Below are 18,629 nucleotides of genomic sequence, written 5' to 3'. Positions count from 1 at the left end.
TCAATTAAATAGATTTTGTTGACAGGATTAAGGCAGTTAATGGATTAACTGCCTTGATGTTAAATAGTTAAATAAATTGTGATAGCAGATCGTTGACGAACATATGGCCCTTATTCGTTAACTGCCAATGGCTTGGGGTTTCTGTTATCAATCCGCGCTCGATAGACTGGGCAATGCCTTGAGCAACAAGGGTGGCACTTTGGCCTGTTCGTGCTTCAAATTCAGCTTTAGGTATGGGCGTCATTAAGCGTAAACGGTTCATCAAATATTCCAATGGTCTGTCTTCTGATGGCACATCTGTCGTTTCAAAAGTGTAATCCGTTGCGGCTAAATAACCTTTAGGGTGTTTTATTTTTACTGTGCGAACGATGCGGTCTTGTGCCGGTAGGGTAATTTTACCATGTGCCCCACAGCCAATTCCCAGATAGTCACCAAATTGCCAGTAGTTCAGGTTATGGCGGCATTGATAGCCAGGTTTGGCATAAGCTGATATTTCATATTGTTGATAACCTAAAGCGGCTAACTTTTTTTGACCTTGTTCATAGATATGCCACAGCTTTTCATCATCTGGAAGCTGTGGCGGTTTTGAATGAAACAGGGTATTGGGCTCAATGGTGAGTTGATACCAAGATAAATGTGGTGGCATTAACGCTGCTGCAGTATCGATATCATGCATCGCCTCAGCAAAACTTTGATTCGGTAAGCCATGCATTAAATCCAAATTAAAACTTAAATAATCAGCATCTTTGGCTTTTTTAGCAGCGGTTATGGCTTCATCTTGATCGTGTATCCGGCCTAATAAGTTCAGCTTTTCTTTCGAGAAACTTTGCACACCAATAGACAGGCGGGTGATACCAGCTGCGCGATAAGCCGCAAAATCATCATGTTCTAAGGTGCCTGGATTGGCCTCCATGGTGATTTCAATATCTTGCTCAAACGGAATTAATTGTTCAACACCGTTGAGTAAACGTTTTATTTGCTGGGCATCAAAGAGCGAAGGAGTGCCACCGCCGATAAAAATAGTATGAATATGCCTACCTTGAACATAGGCTAAATCATGGCTGAGATCGGCAAGTAAGGCATCTACATATTGTAGCTGTGGTAATTCACCATGTTGACCATGGGAGTTAAAATCACAATACGGGCATTTTTGTACACACCAAGGGATGTGAATATATAAACTCAGCGGTGGTAACGTCAGCATCAAAGTTAACCTTAAATAGCAGTGGAGGTAATAATACCTTTGGCTTTCAAGGCATCAACCAATAGTGCTAATGCTTTACCGCGATGGCTATTGGCATTTTTTTCATCACTGGTGAGTTGCGCCGCTGTTTTGTCAAAACCTTCAGGAATAAAGATGGGGTCGTACCCATGACCTTCAGTGCCTTGTGGGGCATCGCTTAGGCTGCCTTCCCATGCTGCTTGGCAAATAATGGGTGTTGGGTCTTTGGCATGACGCATAAATACCAATACACATTGAAAGCGAGCACTGCGACTAGGTTGATCTTTCATCGCATCAAGCAGTTTTTCATAATTACTGACTTCAGTTGCGTTGGCGCCAGAATAACGTGCTGAATAAATGCCGGGTTGACCATTTAACGCATCTAATTCTATGCCTGAGTCATCTGCTATGGCTGGCAGCCCTGTAATTTCTGCTGCATGGCGTGCTTTTATAATGGCATTTTCAACAAAGGTTGTACCGGTTTCTGCGACTTCAGGCACCTCAAACTGGCTTTGCGCTAATACTTGAATGTTAAATTGAGCGAGCATTTGATCAAACTCGTTGAGCTTGCCTTTATTACCACTGGCTAAGACGATTTGTTGTGAGGCGATAGATTGCATTGGCAGGCCTGTATATCAATAGTGTATGAACAGAAATGAGTGCGATTGTACCTTATCTGTTAAGCCTAGTGCTAGTCGGGTCAGGTTTGAGAATGCTGTGCTGAGTTGCTCAGCACAAGAAACAATGTCGTTTAACAATGTTGTTTAACAAGGGGGGTAGCCTCGTTATGTGGCTAACACCTTAGTAACCAAGGTATCTATTTAATCAACGTAAAACTTTTGCTTAAATTTGATGGTGGTATTGAGTTTTTTGCCGTGTTTGATGCCAATGGCAAAGTTGATCAGTTGATCATCACGATAAGGTACCTGAGCTATGTAATAAATGGCATTGCCTTCACGAATTTCTTTAAAGTTTAGATTCATTTTGGCATCAAGTAGGTTATTTGCAATCCCAGATATATCAACGGCAACGGCAGGGTTACCTTCTTGGCTGGTATCTAACACAGTAATATTAACAATACCGTTATAGCTGCTGCGTTCTATGCCATAAGTTTTGGCTATCGATGGGGTAATAAACGTACTGCCAAGGGCCATATAATGAATGTCATAATTACCAATGCTTTGTTTTTGCTCAGCGTGGGCCGAAGTCAGTACTAACATCAGTATGGCGGGAGTGACACAAAGTAATTTTACTAACTTGCGAAACATTTTAAATTCCTTATTTATTCTCTGGTCTAGTCGGATTGCCGGGCTTGTGAGTTGTTGTATTGATTGTATATTTGAGCAATGTGGTGGATCTCCGCGGGGATAAGTTTTGCTGCAGATACCTGCAACTGCTTATGTCGGCCAAAATCACCTTTAAGTAAACTCACATCCGATTTTGCTACTTTAAAAAGCTTAGCAATAAATTTAATCAAATGAGCATTGGCTTTGCCATCAACGGGCGGTGCAGTGATGGCTACTTTAAGCTCATCACCATGTATACCAATTACTTGATCACGGCTTGCTTTAGGTTGTACATACACATTTAAAATCACATCGGGCAAGCTATTAGCAGCTTGCCCAGTATTAATGATGACCGCTGGCACTAAATCATGGCCCAGAATGGTATGTATTGTGAAAACAAAATATTGATGAAGTTCATTGCTATAAATAGCACTAAAACTGACAAATCTAATCCGCCAATAGGAGGGATTATTCGGCGAAGTGGTGCTAATAAAGGCTCAGTTAATTGGCCCATGATCATCACCACAGGGTTATAACCTTGGTTAAACCAGCTTAAAATGGCGCGAATTAAAAGCATCCAGAATAATAACACACCGGCATTTTTAAACACGGCCACCACAGAGAATAGCAATAAGGTGACAATATCAATTGCTGCGCCAGCAATGAGAGTAAGCACTAACATTTTGACGAGTACCACAGTAAAAGCCAGAACCACGGATGCGGTGTCGATACTGCCGATAGAGGGTAAAATGCGGCGCATTGGGGCCACAATTGGTTGAGTCGCTTTAACCACAAATTGGCTGAACGGGTTGTAAAAATCAGCACGAACTAACTGTAACCAAAATCGTAAAATAACCACCATTAGATACAAATCAAATAGTGTGTTAACTAAAAAACTCATCGCATTCATGATGTTGCCTTAGTATTTCAAAAAAAGTAAATGAAACGGGTATTCAAATAAAAGCTGATCCTAGCATTCTAATGTTGAATTAGACTTAAGCTTAATCAAGTTTGTTAAAACAATTTAGCCATTTCTTCAGCGCGGTCGACACAATTATTCATCGCTTGGTCCACTAAACCGCGTAAATCGCCTTGCTCAAATGTGGCAATCGCTTGTGCTGTGGTGCCACCTTTTGATGTTACGTTATTACGCAGCGTAGCAAGTGATAAATCCTGATTTTCAATCACCATTTGTGCAGCACCCAGCGCTGCCTGTTCTGCTAAGGCTCGGGCGTTGGCTGCATCCATACCCATTTTGATACCTGATTCAATCATAGCTTCAATAAATAAGAAGAAATAAGCCGGAGAACTGCCCGCTAAAGCAATCACTTGATTGAGATCTTCTTCTTTATCTACCCAAAGGACTTTGCCACCGGTTTGCATCAGCGTTTGGCAAATCGCTTTATGCTCTGCCGAGATTGACGCATCAGCATATAAACCTGTCATGCCAACACCTAATTGTGTTGGGGTATTGGGCATGGTACGAATAAGCTTGATAGGCTGGTTAAAATAATCACTGTAGCGCGATGCTGTAATACCTGCGGCGATAGTGATGATTAACTTATTGCTCAAATCCAAGTGCTGCATTTGCTCACAAACTTGCTGCATTAATTGTGGCTTTACGCTAAGCACAATCACATCGGCCTCCGCTGCCGCTTGGGTATTTTCGTTAGACACCTCAATCCCAAAATCCGCTTTTAAGGCATCGAGTTTGGCCTGACTTGGATTGGTAGCATGCACTAAATGGCTAGGGTAGCCACTTTTAACGATGCCGCTCACGATACTGCGAGTCATATTGCCAGCGCCGATAAAGCAAATTTTTGCTTGAGTCATATTTTTATTTCCATTAGGTTTAATTTTTTACATCAATATATAGCTATATAAGGGTGATTTTGGCGATTTCAAACGATTAGGCCAGAATCCACAGCTCTTAAGTGCCACGCTCACCAAAAATCGCACTGCCAATGCGCACCATGGTTGAGCCATTGGCAATCGCTTGGTCTAGGTCGCCGCTCATTCCCATAGATAAGGTATCAATACCATCAAAGCGTTGTTGTAAATCATGGTAGATGCGAGCAAGTGCGCTAAATTCAGCTTGTTGCACACTAATATCATCGGTCGCGGTTGGAATCGCCATCACACCACGTAAGCTCAGGTTAGGCATTAATTGAATTTGCTCGGCAAGCGCCATAACCTCTGTTGCATGTATTCCCGATTTACTGTCTTCGTGACTAATATTAACTTGAATACACACTTGCAGTGGGGCTTTATTCGCTGGTCGTTGATCATTTAAACGCTTGGCAATTTTGTCGCGGCTCAGGGTATGTAGCCAATCAAAATGCTCAGCAACCACTTTGGTTTTATTTGATTGCAGTGGTCCAATAAAATGCCACTCAATATCAGCATAATCATTTTGCAGTTGAATAATCTTAGCTTCGCCTTCCTGAACGTAGTTTTCACCAAATAATCGCTGCCCAGCCTGATAAGCTTCTATAATGTCTGATACAGGTTTAGTTTTACTCACCGCAAGCAGCTTTATCTCGCTTGGCATGCGTGAACATTTTTGCGCCGCTTGGTTAATTCTACTCTGGGCGATTGATAATCTGTCTGCTATTGTTGTCATCATGTTGATAAAATGGATGTCTCTATAATGGAAATCACTGAATTACTGGCCTTTAGTGTAAAGCATAAAGCTTCAGATCTACATCTTTCTGCAGGTGTATCACCCATGATCCGTGTTGACGGTGAAGTCAGAAAAATTAATTTACCCGCGTTAGATCATCAAGGCGTACATAGCTTAGTGTACGATATTATGAATGATAAACAGCGTAAAGATTTTGAAGAACATCTTGAAATCGACTTCTCATTTGAAGTGCCCAATTTAGCACGTTTTCGTGTGAACGCATTCAACCAGTCACGTGGTGCCGGTGCAGTATTCCGTACGATTCCATCTGAAATTTTATCGCTTGAGCAGCTTGGTGCGCCTGAAATCTTCAAAAAAATCGCCAGTTTTCCGCGTGGGTTAGTGTTAGTTACCGGGCCGACAGGTTCGGGTAAGTCAACAACGCTGGCGGCAATGGTCGATTACGTCAACGAAAACCGACACGAACATATTTTAACCATTGAAGACCCTATCGAATTCGTTCACCAAAATAAGCAATGTTTGATTAACCAGCGTGAAGTACATAAACATACCCACAGCTTTAATGCCGCGCTTCGAAGCGCACTACGTGAAGACCCCGACGTTATTCTGGTGGGTGAGATGCGTGACTTAGAAACCATTCGCTTAGCCATGACAGCCGCAGAAACAGGTCACTTAGTATTTGGTACCTTGCATACCACCTCAGCTGCAAAAACCATTGACCGTGTGGTTGACGTATTCCCTGAAGGTGAAAAGAGTATGGTGCGTACCATGTTATCTGAATCATTACAGGCCGTTATTTCACAAACCCTGATTAAAAAAATTGGTGGCGGCCGTGTTGCTGCACATGAAATCATGATGGGAACCCCAGCAATTCGTAACCTTATTCGTGAAGATAAAGTCGCGCAAATGTATTCAGCTATTCAAACTGGTATGGCACACGGCATGCAGACGCTTGATCAATGTTTACAAAATTTGGTTAACCGTGGATTAATTTCTCGTGAAGATGCAATGTCAAAAAGCTCTAATAAGCAAGCTAACTTCTAAGGAACTGTTGTAATGGATGTGCGTCCGTTTTTAAAAATAATGGTGGATAAAAAGGCGTCTGATTTATTTATCACCGCAGGTTTCCCGCCTAGTGCCAAAATTGATGGTGAGCTGCGGCCATTATCTGAAAATCGTTTTACACCTGAACAATCATTAGAGTTTGTTGAGTCACTTATGACCGACATTCAAAAAAAAGAATTTCATGAAACCAGTGAGTGTAACTTTGCATTTGCGGCCAAAGAGTTGGGTCGATTCCGTGTGAGTGCATTTTGGCAACGTGAATCGGCTGGCTGTGTCATGCGTCGTATCGAAACCCGTATTCCAGAAGTTGAAGAGCTAAAACTTCCGCCAATTCTTAAAGACTTGGTGATGAGTAAGCGCGGGTTGATGATCATGGTCGGTGGTACCGGTACAGGTAAGTCAACCTCATTGGCAGCGCTGGTGGGTTATCGCAACGCCCATGCTCGCGGCCATATTTTGACCATCGAAGACCCGGTTGAATTTGTTCATAATCACCGTAAAAGTATTATTACCCAACGTGAAGTCGGTATCGATACTGAATCATTTGATGCAGCACTGAAAAGCTCGCTACGCCAAGCGCCTGATGTCATCTTAATTGGTGAGATCCGTACCCAAGAAACCATGGAGTTTGCCTTATCTTTTGCTGAAACTGGCCACCTTTGCTTAGCAACATTGCACGCCAACAACGCTAACCAAGCATTAGACCGTATTATGCATTTGGTGCCAGAAAGCAAACATAATCAATTATTGTTCGACTTATCGTTAAACTTACGCGGTATTGTGGCGCAGCAATTAGTACCTAAATCAGATGGAACCGGACGACGCGCTGCAATTGAGGTATTAATTAATACCCCTCGTGTTGCCAGTTTGATTGCTAAAAATGAACTGCATTTACTCAAAGAAACCATGGCCAAATCCAATGAGCAAGGTATGCAGACATTTGACCAAGCACTCTTGGCACTCTATCAAGAAGGTGAAATTAGTTATGCCGATGCACTGCATCATGCTGATTCACCAAATGATCTACGCTTAATGATCAAGCTAAAAAGCAGTGATACCTCAACTGCAGGCTCGATGGAAGGTGTCACTTTAGATTTAGGCTAAATGACGCTATTCCTATTATTAAAATAAACCGTAACAGTCAGTTGTTACGGTTTTTCTTTATCGATTGATCAAGCGTTGACTGGCTGACGTATGATAGAGTTAGTCATTAACCTTATAGGGAGCTATCATGTCTACCTTAGCCGAATTAACCACAACTCAAACCCAAAGCAGACCTAGCCGTAACTTTATGACTTATTTGTCACTTATTGGTCTAGTTATGGTAGGTGGTGCTATTTACAGCGCCAATGCCAATGCCGCTTCTTGCCCTGATTATTTAAATGTTGAAGCGCGTAAATTACATTCACAAGAGAACATTAATCTTTGTGAATTAACCGAAGGTAAAACAGTATTAATTGTCAATACGGCATCAAATTGTGGTTTTACTCCTCAGTTTGAAGCTTTAGAGTCTGTGCATCAACAATACAAAGATAAAGGCTTAGTGGTGATCGGTTTCCCATCGGATGATTTTTTCCAAGAAGAAAAAGATGAAGCGAAAACTGCTGATGTTTGCTTTATTAATTATGGGGTGACCTTTACCATGGTGGCGACATCGGCGGTAAGAGGCAGTGATGTTAATTCGGTCTTTGCCTACCTGAATGAAAAAAGCGCAGCACCAAAATGGAATTTTTATAAGTATTTAGTATCAGCTGATGGTGAAACTGTGACTCAGTTCAATTCTCGGGTAAAACCTGATAGCGAACAGCTTAAAGAAGCGATAGAAAAAGAGCTAAACTTATAAAATATTTTTGAAAATTAATCTAAAAATAATAACTTGGGAGCACACATTGGCACGATTTTCAGGGTTAGATAAGCAAACAGGCCACAGTGCCCGTGGCAAAACCGGGGTACTGTTGGTTAACTTAGGCACACCAGATGAGCCAACACCATCCGCAGTTAGGCGTTACTTAGCCGAGTTTTTGGCAGATCCTCGGGTCGTCGAAATTCCCAAATTAGTGTGGATGCTTATTTTACATGGGATTATTTTACGGGTGCGTCCGGCCAAATCTGCTGCATTATACAAGCAAATATGGACAGACAAAGGCTCACCTTTACTGGCCATTAGCGAACAACAACAAACTAAGTTATCTGCTGTGTTACAGCAACATGGTCATGATGCTACTGTTCATTTAGCGATGCGTTATGGCAATCCCTCTGTTCCTGATACCCTGCAAGCAATGCACAAGCAAGGCATCGATAAATTAGTGGTGTTACCTTTATATCCGCAGTATGCCGCGCCCACAACAGCATCGGCATTTGACGCCATCGCAAAAGAGTTATGCAAATGGCGTTACCTACCTGCACTGCACTTTATTAATACCTATCATGATCATCCCGATCTCATCACTGCATTAGCTAATTCAATCGAAGCCGATTTTGCTAAAAATGGTAAACCGCAAAAATTAGTCATGTCTTATCATGGCATGCCTGAGCGTAATTTACATTTAGGCGATCCCTATTATTGTTTTTGTATGAAAACAAGCCGCTTAGTGGTTGAAAAGCTAGGTTTGGAAAAAGACGATTATGTGATTACTTTCCAATCTCGTTTTGGTAAAGCAAAGTGGTTACAACCTTATACTGATGCCACCATTGAAAGCTTACCCGCGCAAGGCATTAAAGATATTGCCGTGATTTGCCCTGCATTTAGTGCTGATTGCTTAGAAACACTTGAAGAAATTCAAGGCGAAAACCGCCATGTGTTTGAAGGGGCCGGCGGTGAAACCTTCCGCTACATTGCCGCGCTTAACGATAATGATGATCATATTAAAATGATGGCGAATATCGTAAAACCTTATTTATAACTAATTAATGTTTGCTCATCATCTTGATTTAGCATTATTCAAGATGATGAGTTAAAGCAATCTTACCTGCCAAGATGTTTTAAAATCAGCTTTAGTGACTCGCCTGCCGTTTTCGTATTTGTTAAACTTAAATTCAGTGATGAATAAGATGAAGTAATCTAATGAGAATTGATCCAAATATCGCCTTGGTTTTTAGCACTGACAAAGGCCGCATTGAGCCAGAAAAACCAGTGGAAGCTCCGCCTGAAGGTGACGGTATTGTGCGTATTCATAAAGACAGCAAAGGCCGCAAAGGTAAAGGCGTGAGTGTGATTAAAGGCTTAGGCTTAGACCAAGCCGAGTTAAAAGCGTTAGCACAAAAATTAAAAAAACAATGCGGTTGCGGTGGCACAGTAAAAGATTTTACTATCGAAGTGCAAACCGATAATCGTGAGCAGCTTAAAACGTTATTAGAGAAAATGAATTACACCGTAAAATTAGCGGGTGGATAATGAGTTTTTAACCGTTAATAACTCAGATATTCTTACCTCACTAGTTCTTGTTCAATAGGGGGCGACAATGGACAGTTTACAAGGCCATTTACTTATTGCTATGCCATCGCTTGAAGAAACCTTTTTTGAGCGAAGCGTGATTTATTTATGTGAACATGATGATAAAGGCGCAATGGGGCTAATAATCAATCGCCCAATCGGCCTAGAACTTGAAGACTTACTTGAGCAGATGGGCTTAAATCCACCGGCTGAGTTGGCATTTCAAATTAACTCTCAAGTATTGGTTGGCGGTCCTGTGGCACCAGACCGAGGTTTTGTATTGCATACGCCACAATCAGATTGGATAAACAGTCATAAAGTGAGTGACGATTGCATGTTAACCACCTCCCGCGATGTGTTATCTGCTATTGGTACCAAAAACTCGCCGAGCAATTATCTAGTGGCATTAGGTTATGCGGGGTGGGGCAAAGATCAACTAGAGCAAGAGTTAGCTGAAAATACCTGGCTAACCATTAAAGCCACGCCTGATCTGCTATATAACAAGAACCCTGAGCACTTGTGGGAAATCGCCTCTAAACAATTAGGTTTTGATATGTGGCAACTTTCTAATCAAGTTGGTCATGCTTAATAAGCACTGAAAAACACAACCTAGCACTTTTTAATGAGAAAACTATGCAACCACAAACCGTTTTAGGTTTTGACTATGGCACCAAAAGTATCGGCATTGCGATTGGGCAAGCGATAACCGGCAGTGCCAATCCATTAACCTCAATTAAAGCGGTTGATGGTATTCCAAACTGGGATGAGATTGAAAAGTTACTTAAAGAGTGGCAACCGGATTTAGTTGTGGTTGGCTTGCCATTAAATATGGATGGCACAGAACAAGAAATGACGAAACGGGCGCAAAAGTTTGCCAATCGAATAAATGGTCGATTTGGTGTGAAAGTGACAACCCAAGATGAACGATTAACCACAACTGATGCCAAAGCGCGCCTATTTGAATTAGGTGGTTTTAAAGCCTTAACCAAGGGGCAAGTTGATGCCATATCAGCGGTACTGATTATTGAAAGCTATTTTGAAAATCAGTATGGTTAGCCCATAAGTACCGGTTTAAAGTCAGCAATATACCTTTGAACATCTGAGCAGAAATGACACACCAATGCACCACAATGGTGCGCTTTTTGTATTTATCAACTTGCACTTATTAAGTGCAATCCAAATCTTAATGAAAGTATCGCTTTTATGATTAATCAACTTTTGTTAATTAATTTATGTGGTTAATGCTTTTTAAAAATATAATGAAAGCGCTATTTAAATTTTTATTCAATTTGGCACGCATAGTGAAACGTTAAATTTATCTTAGAGAGTTAGGTAAATTTGAAAAGGGATCCACTATGGCGACGCTACCACTTATTTTTACTGATATGGACGGCACACTGTTAGATCATTTCGACTACAGCTTTTCAAGTGCGATCAACGTCATCGAAGCGTTAAACGAACGCAAAATCCCCATCATTGCCAATACCAGCAAAACCTTTGCTGAAATGGAATCTATTCAACAAACTATTGGCTTTAATACGCCATTTATTTGTGAGAATGGCGCGGCTATCTATATCCCCAAAGGCTATTTTAAAACCCAGCCAGAAGATACTTTCTCGGAAGGTTATTACTGGGTTAAAACCTTCTGTCAGCCTCGTGAATACTGGCTTAAATTACTTAAAGATGAAGCAAAAGCGTTTGCTGATGATTACCTTGGTTTTGCTGAACTAAGCGCTGAAGCCTTATGTGAAATTACCGATCTGTCGCCAGAAAAAGCCAAACTGGCATTAGTGCGTCACTATTCAGAACCCCTTTTATGGCAAGGTGATGCTAAAGCAAAACAAGCATTTATTACCTTAATGCAAGATTGTGGCGCCACCATTTTACAAGGTGGTCGCTTTATTCATGTTGGTGGCGACAACGATAAAGGCAAAGCCATGAACTGGTTGGCTCAGCTTTATGCCGATGAGTACAACATCGCCGTACAAACCATTGCATTAGGTGATAGCGGCAACGACAACGCAATGCTTGAAGCTGCCGATATCGCAGTGCAAATTAAATCGCCAGCACATACCTTTCCACAACTTTCGGCCAAAAACAGCTGCATGAAAAGCACTGAGTTTGGCCCAAAAGGCTGGGCAGAATGTTTGCAAAACTTAATATTGTCAACGCAATCCAATTTAGCCCAAGCCAAAGCATCAATTTCACCAAAAACCATTAAGGAGGGATAAGATGGCTGATTTTTATCAAAATGGCATTGTCACCACATTACATAATCTTACCCAACGCACCCATGATGAGATGGAAAAAGACTTAATCAAGTTTTCTCAAACGCGTCCTTTAGGGTTAATTCTGCCATCGCTTTACTCTGAGTTAGAAGGCGAAGCATTACCGCAAATTATCAATAAACTGAAAGAGGTCCCTTATCTAAGTGAAATTGTCATTGGGTTAGACAGAGCTGATAAAGACCAGTATCAACAAGCGTTAGGCTTTTTTAATCAATTGCCACAACATCATCGCGTGCTATGGAATGATGGCCCACGCTTAAAAGCCCTTGATGCAGAGCTTAGCGAATTAGGGTTAGCCCCCCAAGAAATGGGTAAAGGACGTAATGTTTGGTATTGCATGGGGTATATTTTGGCATCGGGTAAAACAGAGTCAGTTGCACTGCATGATTGCGATATCGTTACCTATGAAAAATCATTATTAGCCCGACTGATTTACCCGGTAGCCAATCCACAATTTAATTATGAGTTCAGCAAAGGTTTTTATGCCCGTATATCGGAAGGCAAAATTAACGGTCGTGTATCACGCTTATTAGTTACCCCATTAATTAAAGCCTTGCAACGAGTCGTTGGTCATAATGAATATTTAGAATACATGGACAGTTTTCGTTACCCATTAGCGGGGGAGTTTTCTTTTCGCCGTGACGTACTTAATGACTTGCGTATTCCAAGCGATTGGGGGCTTGAAATTGGCGTCCTCAGTGAGATGCACCGCAATTATGCTCATAATCGCATTTGCCAAGTAGATATTGCTGATAATTATGATCATAAGCATCAAGACTTATCATTAGACAATGCCGAAGCTGGTTTATCAAAAATGTCGATAGATATTACCAAAGCGTTTTATCGCAAGTTGGCCACTCAAGGTGAAACCTTTAGCACCGAGGCATTTCGTACCTTAAAAGCCACTTATTATCGTATCGCTCTCGATTATGTTGAAACCTATCATAATGATGCCTTAATGAATGGCTTAACAACCGATATTCATCTAGAAGAAAAAGCTGTCGAAATGTTTGCTCAAAACATTGTGACCGCAGGGCAGCGCTTTTTAGATAACCCAATGGAAACCCCATTTATGCCAACATGGAGTCGAGTTGTAAGCGCCATGCCAGATGTGCTCGAAAGATTGAAAGCCGCAGTTGAAGCGGATAATGCGGAATTTAACTAGGTTGATGAATAGTGATTGATGATTGAGTCGTGACAAAGTTAGGGATACCCAATGGCAACAGTGATTGAAGCGTTACAGCAAAAGCTAACTCAGCAGCTTGATTGTATCTATCAAGGCATTGATATTGATATGCAAACCAGCGAACTTGCTGCCCAGTTAATTGAAATAATGCGCATTACCGAATACTGCCAAGTGGTGGAGCCATTTGCTAATCATTGGTCTGAAAAAGATATCATTATGATTACTTACGGTGACAGTATTCTTAAATCTAACGAAGCGCCATTAACCACGTTAGCAAAATTTATTGATAGCTACTTTAACTGCATTAATGGCGTACACATATTACCGTTTTTTCCTTATAGCTCAGATGATGGTTTTGCGGTTATCGACTATTCAAGTGTCAACGAAGGTCTAGGCAGTTGGGCCGATATCAGTGCCATAGCAAGCAAAAGAAGATTAATGGCAGATTTAGTGATCAATCATTGTTCTAGCCGCAGCCTTTGGTTTGAAAACTTCATAAAAGGTGAGGGCGTTGGTCACGATTACTTTTTTTGCGCCCAGCCTGATGATGACTTATCCCAAGTTGTGCGCCCCAGAACCTCACCCCTATTAAGACCAACAGAAACCGCCAATGGCCTCAAACATGTTTGGTGTACCTTTAGCCATGATCAAGTGGATTTTGACTTTAGCAACCCTAAAGTATTGCAAGAATTTGTGACGATTATTCGCCAGTATTTAGATGCTGGGGTGAATATCTTTCGCTTAGATGCAGTAGCATTTTTATGGAAAATTGTTGGGAGTAAATCAATCAATTTAGCGCAAACTCACGAAGTAGTGCGCCTGCTGCGTACATTAATCGAACATGCACAGCATGATGCAGTCATCATTACTGAAACTAATATACCAAACACTCAAAACTTAACTTATTTTGGCAATGCCAACGAAGCCCATGCTATCTACAATTTTTCGTTGCCTCCCTTATTAATCAATACTCTTATTACAGGGAGCTGTTTATATTTAAAGCGTTGGCTAATGAGCATGCCGCCAGCACAAGACGGGACAACTTACTTTAACTTTATTGCCTCACACGATGGGGTGGGTTTACGCCCAGCTGAAGGTTTGTTAGAAGAGGAAGAAATCAAAACCCTTGTTGATACCATGGAAATGTTTGGCGGTAAAATCTCTTGTCGCACCACCGAAACCGGCGAGCAAAAGCCCTACGAGATGAACATTGCGCTATTTGATGCCTTGCAAGGCACGACAAAGGGAAAAGATACTTGGGGTTTACAACGGTTTTTATGTGCCCACAGCATCATGTTGGCACTAGAGGGAATACCCGGTATTTATATTCATAGTTTGCTTGGTACTCGTAATGACTATGAAAAACTGGCTAATACTTCCCACAACCGTTCTATTAATCGTCATCGATGGGATTTTGATCAAATAACCGCCGAGTTATCTAATCATGCCAGTGAACATGCGCAAGTATTAACTGAAATGACTAAGTTAATAAACCTGCGCACACAGCAAGTGGCATTTAGTCCCAATGCGACACAATTTACACTTCATTTAGGCTTGCAACTATTTGGCTTTTGGCGTCAAAGCCGTAATCGTAAACAAAGTATATTTTGCATCAGTAACATATCTGATCAGGTAATGGATTTACCTATAAGTGAACTGAATTTAATTATTACAGAAACCTGGACAGATCTAATATCCGGACAAGAAATTACCGACTTAACAGAAACCATTGCATTGCAACCTTACCAAACTGTGTGGATTAGTAATTGTTGAGTCGGCATTTTGTTAAAGGCGCAGCTTATAAGTAAACGACGGTATTAAATTTACAAACACTAACAGCCATAAACCTTGACAAGCCACTAGCTGTCTATAAGCTATTGTTAATCAAAGTTGTGTTTTCGGAGTTTCTATGAAAAAGCTATTAGTGATTATTTCAGCACTTGCCTTAACGGCTTGTAGCTCGCTTAAAACCAGTACAGATTTTGACCCTGCAATCTCGTTTGACCAATACAAAACCTTTGCATGGGTAGAAAAGAAAAATGATGATGCAACTTATCACCTTGATGGCTTAATGGATCAACGTGTACGTGCCGCAGTGAATAATGAATTAACACAAAAAGGGATGACGGCTGCAGATCCCGAATCAGCGGATTTGCTAGTAAACTACATCACTAAAGTGGATAAAAAAATCAATGTTGATACTTTCAACACCAGTTTTGGTTATAACCCTTATTACGGCCCTCGTTGGGGCGTAGGTTGGGGAACTGGAATGCAAACCCAAACCACAGTGCGTGAATACGACGTTGGCACCTTAATGATTGACTTAGTCGATAACAAAACTGATAAGCTAATTTGGCGTGGTACCGTTGCTGATACAATTCGTGACAAAAATACACCAGCAGAACGCGTAGCCATTATTAATGAAGCCATTGCAGCTGTTATGGTTAATTATCCACCTAAAATGGATAAATAATCATTAATAACTAATTTGTTGTAGTGATTTAAATAAAGTGGAATAAAAATATTTTGAGTAAACAAGACAAAATAGGGAAATAAATATATTTATTTTTAAGAGCCTATTGGGACTGTTTTAAGAAAAAACATGAAATCTAGGCTCTACGAGGGATAGTGATGATATCGCTGTCTCAAAATGGAGAAAAAGTGTCTCACTCTGTTATTAAAGGCTGAGATGTAAAAGTGTAAAAACTCACCTTTTAGTCACGCTATGATAGTTCCAAAGACAGTTAAACTAAGCTGTTGTTATCATAGCATGACGTGTTTTTAAGTGAAAATCTGCCTCTAATTAACTTGAAATAATAGATCCCATAATCAATTTTTATGCTGTGTTATGATTATTTCAATTATTAATGACTCTTAATTTTGTTTAATTTTTTTGTTTTTAAGATAGCTTTTCGCTGTTCATTTTTATTAAGAAGGTATTTATGAAAGTTGTTATCCCTGTTGCAGGTCTAGGAACGCGTATGCTACCTGCAACCAAGGCTATCCCGAAAGAGATGTTGCCAATTGTTGATAAACCACTCATTCAGTATATTGTCAATGAATGCGTTTTGGCCGGAGCGAAAGAAATCGTGTTAGTTACTCATGCTAGTAAAAATGCGATCGAAAACCACTTTGATAAATCATATGAATTAGAATCTCAACTAGAAAAACGTGTTAAACGTCAGCTATTGGAAGAGGTACAATCCATTTGCCCTAAAGATGTGACGATTATGCATGTTCGTCAAGGTGAAGCAAAAGGTCTTGGACATGCAGTGCTTTGTGCAAAACCATGTATCGGAAATAACCCATTTGCAGTTGTGTTGCCTGATGTCATTTTAGATGAATTTACAGCCAATCAAAAAACAGAAAACCTTGCAGCTATGATAAAGCGCTATAAGGAAACGCAAGCAAGCCAAATTATGGTTGCGCCGGTTCCTGAAAGTGATGTCAACAAGTATGGTATTGCTGATTGTAATGGCGTGGATATTGCCCCAGGTGAATCAGCAAAAATTAATGCCATGATCGAAAAGCCTGCTGTTGATGAAGCACCTTCCAACTTAGCCGTAGTTGGCCGTTATGTACTATCTGAAAAAATTTGGCCGTTATTGGCAAAAACGCCTGCTGGCGCCGGTGATGAAATACAGCTAACGGATGCGATTGATATGTTAATCGAGCGCGATACCGTAGAAGCGTTCAATATGACAGGAAAATCACATGATTGTGGTGATAAGTTAGGTTATATGACTGCTTTTGTAGAGTATGGTCTTCGTAATGAAAAGCTTGGCAAAGCATTTGCGCAAAAGATTAAAGCATTAGTCTAAGTTTTTATTTATAATGTGCCAACAAACCAACCTTAGGGTTGGTTTTTGCTTTTTTGATTATGGTTAATTAGGTTTTTATGATGACACGTAAGTATTTTGGTACTGATGGCGTACGCGGCAAAGTGGGGATATTCCCTATCACGCCGGATTTTGCGATGAAACTGGGTTGGGCTGCGGGTAAAGTATTGGCATCTGTGGGCACTAAAGAAGTGCTAATTGGAAAAGATACGCGCAGCAGTGGCTATATGTTTGAATCAGCTATCGAAGCAGGCTTGTCGGCAGCGGGAATAAATGTAGCACTTATTGGTCCAATGCCTACTCCCGCGGTAGCCTATCTTGCTTCTACATTTAGAGCTGATGCGGGTGTCGTGATTAGCGCATCACATAATCCTTTTTACGATAACGGGATCAAGTTTTTCTCTAATTCAGGGACTAAACTGAACGATGAGCAAGAACAACAAATTGAAACATTATTAGACCAAGCACTCAACCATAATGCTATGGAATGCGTGTCTTCGGAATTACTGGGTAAAGTGCGTCGTATTAACGATGCAGCTGGTCGTTATGTCGAATATTGTAAAGGCACTTTCCCTAAGCACTTATCACTTGCAGGCTTAAAAATTGTGGTAGACAGTGCAAATGGCGCTGCTTACCAAGTTGCCCCTAATGTTTATCGTGAGCTTGGCGCAGAAGTCATTAGTATTAATGATTCACCGAATGGCACTAACATTAATGACCACTGTGGTGCGACGCATTTAGATAGCTTACAAACGGCGGTAATGGTACACGAAGCACATCTTGGTATTGCTCTTGATGGTGATGCTGATCGGGTTATGTTTGTTGATCATCATGGTCATATCGTTGATGGTGACGAAATTTTATTTATTTTGGCACAAGCGGCTCACGCCAAAGGCGAAATGCAAGGTGGAGTTGTGGGCACATTAATGTCTAACTTAGGTTTAGAGTTAGCTTTAAAGAAAATGGATATTCCCTTTATTCGTGCGAAAGTGGGTGATCGCTATGTGGTTGAACAACTTAAATCCACTGGCTGGATGTTAGGTGGTGAGGGCTCTGGTCATATTCTTGATATGAACCATGCAACGACTGGTGATGGTATTGTAGCATCACTTCAGGTTCTCAAGGCTGTGATTGAGTCTGGTCAAACACTTGCTGAAGTTAAATCTGGCATGACCAAGCTGCCTCAAGTGTTACTCAATATTCGCTTAACCGCAGATAGTGCCGATGAAATTATTGCTTCGGATGCAGTTAAACAAGCCGTCTTAGAAGCTGAAGCGATTTTAGCTGACAATGGTCGCGTTTTACTGCGTAAATCGGGTACTGAACCACTTATTCGTATAATGGTTGAATCAATAGAACCAGAGATGTCGCAAGCACAAGCCGAATATATCGCAAATGCCGTACGTGGCTACAGTTAATTGCTGTTTAATAATTATATTAATCTGTTTTAGCTTGTTTAAATCAGTTAAACCCATTTTAAATTCATGAACATAAGCACAGTTCGATAATTAGGCGAGCTGTGCTTATGTTCATATCCAATTAAAAAAAGTAGTCTTATCACCTCTTAAAATTCACATCGATATATTTAAAATGTCACATGTTTTTAAAATCTGTTTTTTTGAAATGGCACGCTGGTAGATAACAATACAATCAGTACCCTTATATT

Annotated in this window: 20 protein-coding genes; 13 read left to right on the top strand and 7 right to left on the bottom strand. The window is 40.8% G+C overall.

The window, feature by feature from the left end:
- Nucleotides 1-67: 67 nt before the first annotated feature.
- From hemW to HBH39_RS12270, 7 genes are all read right to left on the bottom strand, one after another.
- A complete protein-coding gene (hemW, locus tag HBH39_RS12300; protein ID WP_167678686.1) occupies nucleotides 68-1,204 on the bottom strand; it encodes a radical SAM family heme chaperone HemW in 1,137 nt (378 codons plus the stop codon).
- Between the two features lie 11 nt (nucleotides 1,205-1,215).
- Nucleotides 1,216-1,842, bottom strand: coding sequence for an RdgB/HAM1 family non-canonical purine NTP pyrophosphatase (rdgB, locus tag HBH39_RS12295; RefSeq protein ID WP_167678684.1), 627 nt, complete (start codon nucleotides 1,840-1,842; stop codon nucleotides 1,216-1,218).
- Between the two features lie 201 nt (nucleotides 1,843-2,043).
- Nucleotides 2,044-2,442 carry a DUF4426 domain-containing protein gene (locus tag HBH39_RS12290; protein WP_432280155.1) on the bottom strand — a complete coding sequence of 133 codons (399 nt, stop codon included), beginning with the start codon at nucleotides 2,440-2,442 and terminating at the stop codon, nucleotides 2,044-2,046.
- A 74-nt stretch (nucleotides 2,443-2,516) separates the two neighbouring features.
- Nucleotides 2,517-2,870, bottom strand: a complete 354-nt coding sequence (locus HBH39_RS12285) for a DUF167 family protein (RefSeq protein WP_432280114.1) — start codon at nucleotides 2,868-2,870, stop codon at nucleotides 2,517-2,519.
- Entirely contained in the window at nucleotides 2,870-3,418 is a 549-nt protein-coding gene (locus HBH39_RS12280) for a YggT family protein (protein ID WP_167678680.1), read from the bottom strand. Before HBH39_RS12280 ends, HBH39_RS12285 begins: the two co-directional genes overlap by 1 nt.
- A gap of 104 nt (nucleotides 3,419-3,522) precedes the next feature.
- The gene (gene proC / locus HBH39_RS12275) at nucleotides 3,523-4,341 is read right to left on the bottom strand and encodes a pyrroline-5-carboxylate reductase (RefSeq protein WP_167678679.1); all 819 of its coding nucleotides are present in this window, start codon (nucleotides 4,339-4,341) and stop codon (nucleotides 3,523-3,525) included.
- A 97-nt stretch (nucleotides 4,342-4,438) separates the two neighbouring features.
- The gene (locus HBH39_RS12270; protein ID WP_167680069.1) at nucleotides 4,439-5,131 is read right to left on the bottom strand and encodes a YggS family pyridoxal phosphate-dependent enzyme; all 693 of its coding nucleotides are present in this window, start codon (nucleotides 5,129-5,131) and stop codon (nucleotides 4,439-4,441) included.
- Between the two features lie 27 nt (nucleotides 5,132-5,158).
- Here HBH39_RS12270 and HBH39_RS12265 point away from each other — a divergent pair, with 27 nt between their 5' ends.
- The 13 genes from HBH39_RS12265 to glmM all read left to right on the top strand — a co-directional run bounded on the left by HBH39_RS12265 (nucleotide 5,159) and on the right by glmM (nucleotide 18,381).
- On the top strand, nucleotides 5,159-6,196 hold the full coding sequence (locus HBH39_RS12265; RefSeq protein ID WP_167678677.1) for a type IV pilus twitching motility protein PilT: 1,038 nt from the start codon (nucleotides 5,159-5,161) through the stop codon (nucleotides 6,194-6,196).
- 12 nt (nucleotides 6,197-6,208) lie between these two features.
- Nucleotides 6,209-7,321: a PilT/PilU family type 4a pilus ATPase gene (locus HBH39_RS12260; protein WP_167678675.1), complete on the top strand. Its 1,113-nt coding sequence runs from the start codon at nucleotides 6,209-6,211 to the stop codon at nucleotides 7,319-7,321.
- Nucleotides 7,322-7,538: 217 nt separating this feature from the next.
- Entirely contained in the window at nucleotides 7,539-8,060 is a 522-nt protein-coding gene (locus tag HBH39_RS12255) for a glutathione peroxidase (RefSeq protein WP_244325800.1), read from the top strand.
- A gap of 46 nt (nucleotides 8,061-8,106) precedes the next feature.
- Nucleotides 8,107-9,120 carry a ferrochelatase gene (hemH, locus tag HBH39_RS12250; RefSeq protein WP_167678671.1) on the top strand — a complete coding sequence of 338 codons (1,014 nt, stop codon included), beginning with the start codon at nucleotides 8,107-8,109 and terminating at the stop codon, nucleotides 9,118-9,120.
- A gap of 161 nt (nucleotides 9,121-9,281) precedes the next feature.
- Nucleotides 9,282-9,611: a stress response translation initiation inhibitor YciH gene (gene yciH / locus HBH39_RS12245; RefSeq protein ID WP_167678669.1), complete on the top strand. Its 330-nt coding sequence runs from the start codon at nucleotides 9,282-9,284 to the stop codon at nucleotides 9,609-9,611.
- A gap of 67 nt (nucleotides 9,612-9,678) precedes the next feature.
- Nucleotides 9,679-10,239, top strand: a complete 561-nt coding sequence (locus HBH39_RS12240; protein WP_167678667.1) for a YqgE/AlgH family protein — start codon at nucleotides 9,679-9,681, stop codon at nucleotides 10,237-10,239.
- Between the two features lie 44 nt (nucleotides 10,240-10,283).
- On the top strand, nucleotides 10,284-10,706 hold the full coding sequence (ruvX, locus tag HBH39_RS12235; protein WP_167678665.1) for a Holliday junction resolvase RuvX: 423 nt from the start codon (nucleotides 10,284-10,286) through the stop codon (nucleotides 10,704-10,706).
- 299 nt (nucleotides 10,707-11,005) lie between these two features.
- Nucleotides 11,006-11,881: an HAD-IIB family hydrolase gene (locus HBH39_RS12230; RefSeq protein ID WP_167678663.1), complete on the top strand. Its 876-nt coding sequence runs from the start codon at nucleotides 11,006-11,008 to the stop codon at nucleotides 11,879-11,881.
- Between the two features lies 1 nt (nucleotide 11,882).
- Nucleotides 11,883-13,103: a glycosyl transferase gene (locus HBH39_RS12225; protein ID WP_167678661.1), complete on the top strand. Its 1,221-nt coding sequence runs from the start codon at nucleotides 11,883-11,885 to the stop codon at nucleotides 13,101-13,103.
- A gap of 51 nt (nucleotides 13,104-13,154) precedes the next feature.
- Complete coding sequence (locus HBH39_RS12220) at nucleotides 13,155-14,897, top strand: sugar phosphorylase (protein WP_167678659.1); 1,743 nt, start codon at nucleotides 13,155-13,157, stop codon at nucleotides 14,895-14,897.
- A 136-nt stretch (nucleotides 14,898-15,033) separates the two neighbouring features.
- Nucleotides 15,034-15,597, top strand: a complete 564-nt coding sequence (locus HBH39_RS12215) for a DUF4136 domain-containing protein (RefSeq protein ID WP_167678656.1) — start codon at nucleotides 15,034-15,036, stop codon at nucleotides 15,595-15,597.
- A gap of 469 nt (nucleotides 15,598-16,066) precedes the next feature.
- Nucleotides 16,067-16,945, top strand: a complete 879-nt coding sequence (gene galU / locus HBH39_RS12210; protein ID WP_167678654.1) for a UTP--glucose-1-phosphate uridylyltransferase GalU — start codon at nucleotides 16,067-16,069, stop codon at nucleotides 16,943-16,945.
- An 80-nt stretch (nucleotides 16,946-17,025) separates the two neighbouring features.
- Nucleotides 17,026-18,381, top strand: coding sequence for a phosphoglucosamine mutase (glmM, locus tag HBH39_RS12205; protein ID WP_167680068.1), 1,356 nt, complete (start codon nucleotides 17,026-17,028; stop codon nucleotides 18,379-18,381).
- Nucleotides 18,382-18,629: the final 248 nt, after the last annotated feature.

The organism is Shewanella aestuarii (genome assembly GCF_011765625.1).
Lineage (GTDB): Bacteria > Pseudomonadota > Gammaproteobacteria > Enterobacterales > Shewanellaceae > Shewanella > Shewanella aestuarii_A.
Note: the sequence above shows the minus strand (reverse complement) of the source record. Positions and strands in the feature narration are given on the sequence as shown.

Coding starts and splice junctions, on each gene's coding strand:
- hemW (WP_167678686.1), bottom strand. CDS start 1,204: ATGCTGACGTTACCACCGCTGAGTTTATATATTCACATCCCTTGGTGT.
- rdgB (WP_167678684.1), bottom strand. CDS start 1,842: ATGCAATCTATCGCCTCACAACAAATCGTCTTAGCCAGTGGTAATAAA.
- HBH39_RS12290 (WP_432280155.1), bottom strand. CDS start 2,442: ATGTTAGTACTGACTTCGGCCCACGCTGAGCAAAAACAAAGCATTGGT.
- HBH39_RS12280 (WP_167678680.1), bottom strand. CDS start 3,418: ATGAATGCGATGAGTTTTTTAGTTAACACACTATTTGATTTGTATCTA.
- proC (WP_167678679.1), bottom strand. CDS start 4,341: ATGACTCAAGCAAAAATTTGCTTTATCGGCGCTGGCAATATGACTCGC.
- HBH39_RS12270 (WP_167680069.1), bottom strand. CDS start 5,131: ATGACAACAATAGCAGACAGATTATCAATCGCCCAGAGTAGAATTAAC.
- HBH39_RS12265 (WP_167678677.1), top strand. CDS start 5,159: ATGGAAATCACTGAATTACTGGCCTTTAGTGTAAAGCATAAAGCTTCA.
- HBH39_RS12260 (WP_167678675.1), top strand. CDS start 6,209: ATGGATGTGCGTCCGTTTTTAAAAATAATGGTGGATAAAAAGGCGTCT.
- HBH39_RS12255 (WP_244325800.1), top strand. CDS start 7,539: ATGGTAGGTGGTGCTATTTACAGCGCCAATGCCAATGCCGCTTCTTGC.
- yciH (WP_167678669.1), top strand. CDS start 9,282: ATGAGAATTGATCCAAATATCGCCTTGGTTTTTAGCACTGACAAAGGC.
- HBH39_RS12240 (WP_167678667.1), top strand. CDS start 9,679: ATGGACAGTTTACAAGGCCATTTACTTATTGCTATGCCATCGCTTGAA.
- ruvX (WP_167678665.1), top strand. CDS start 10,284: ATGCAACCACAAACCGTTTTAGGTTTTGACTATGGCACCAAAAGTATC.
- HBH39_RS12230 (WP_167678663.1), top strand. CDS start 11,006: ATGGCGACGCTACCACTTATTTTTACTGATATGGACGGCACACTGTTA.
- HBH39_RS12225 (WP_167678661.1), top strand. CDS start 11,883: ATGGCTGATTTTTATCAAAATGGCATTGTCACCACATTACATAATCTT.
- HBH39_RS12220 (WP_167678659.1), top strand. CDS start 13,155: ATGGCAACAGTGATTGAAGCGTTACAGCAAAAGCTAACTCAGCAGCTT.
- HBH39_RS12215 (WP_167678656.1), top strand. CDS start 15,034: ATGAAAAAGCTATTAGTGATTATTTCAGCACTTGCCTTAACGGCTTGT.
- galU (WP_167678654.1), top strand. CDS start 16,067: ATGAAAGTTGTTATCCCTGTTGCAGGTCTAGGAACGCGTATGCTACCT.
- glmM (WP_167680068.1), top strand. CDS start 17,026: ATGACACGTAAGTATTTTGGTACTGATGGCGTACGCGGCAAAGTGGGG.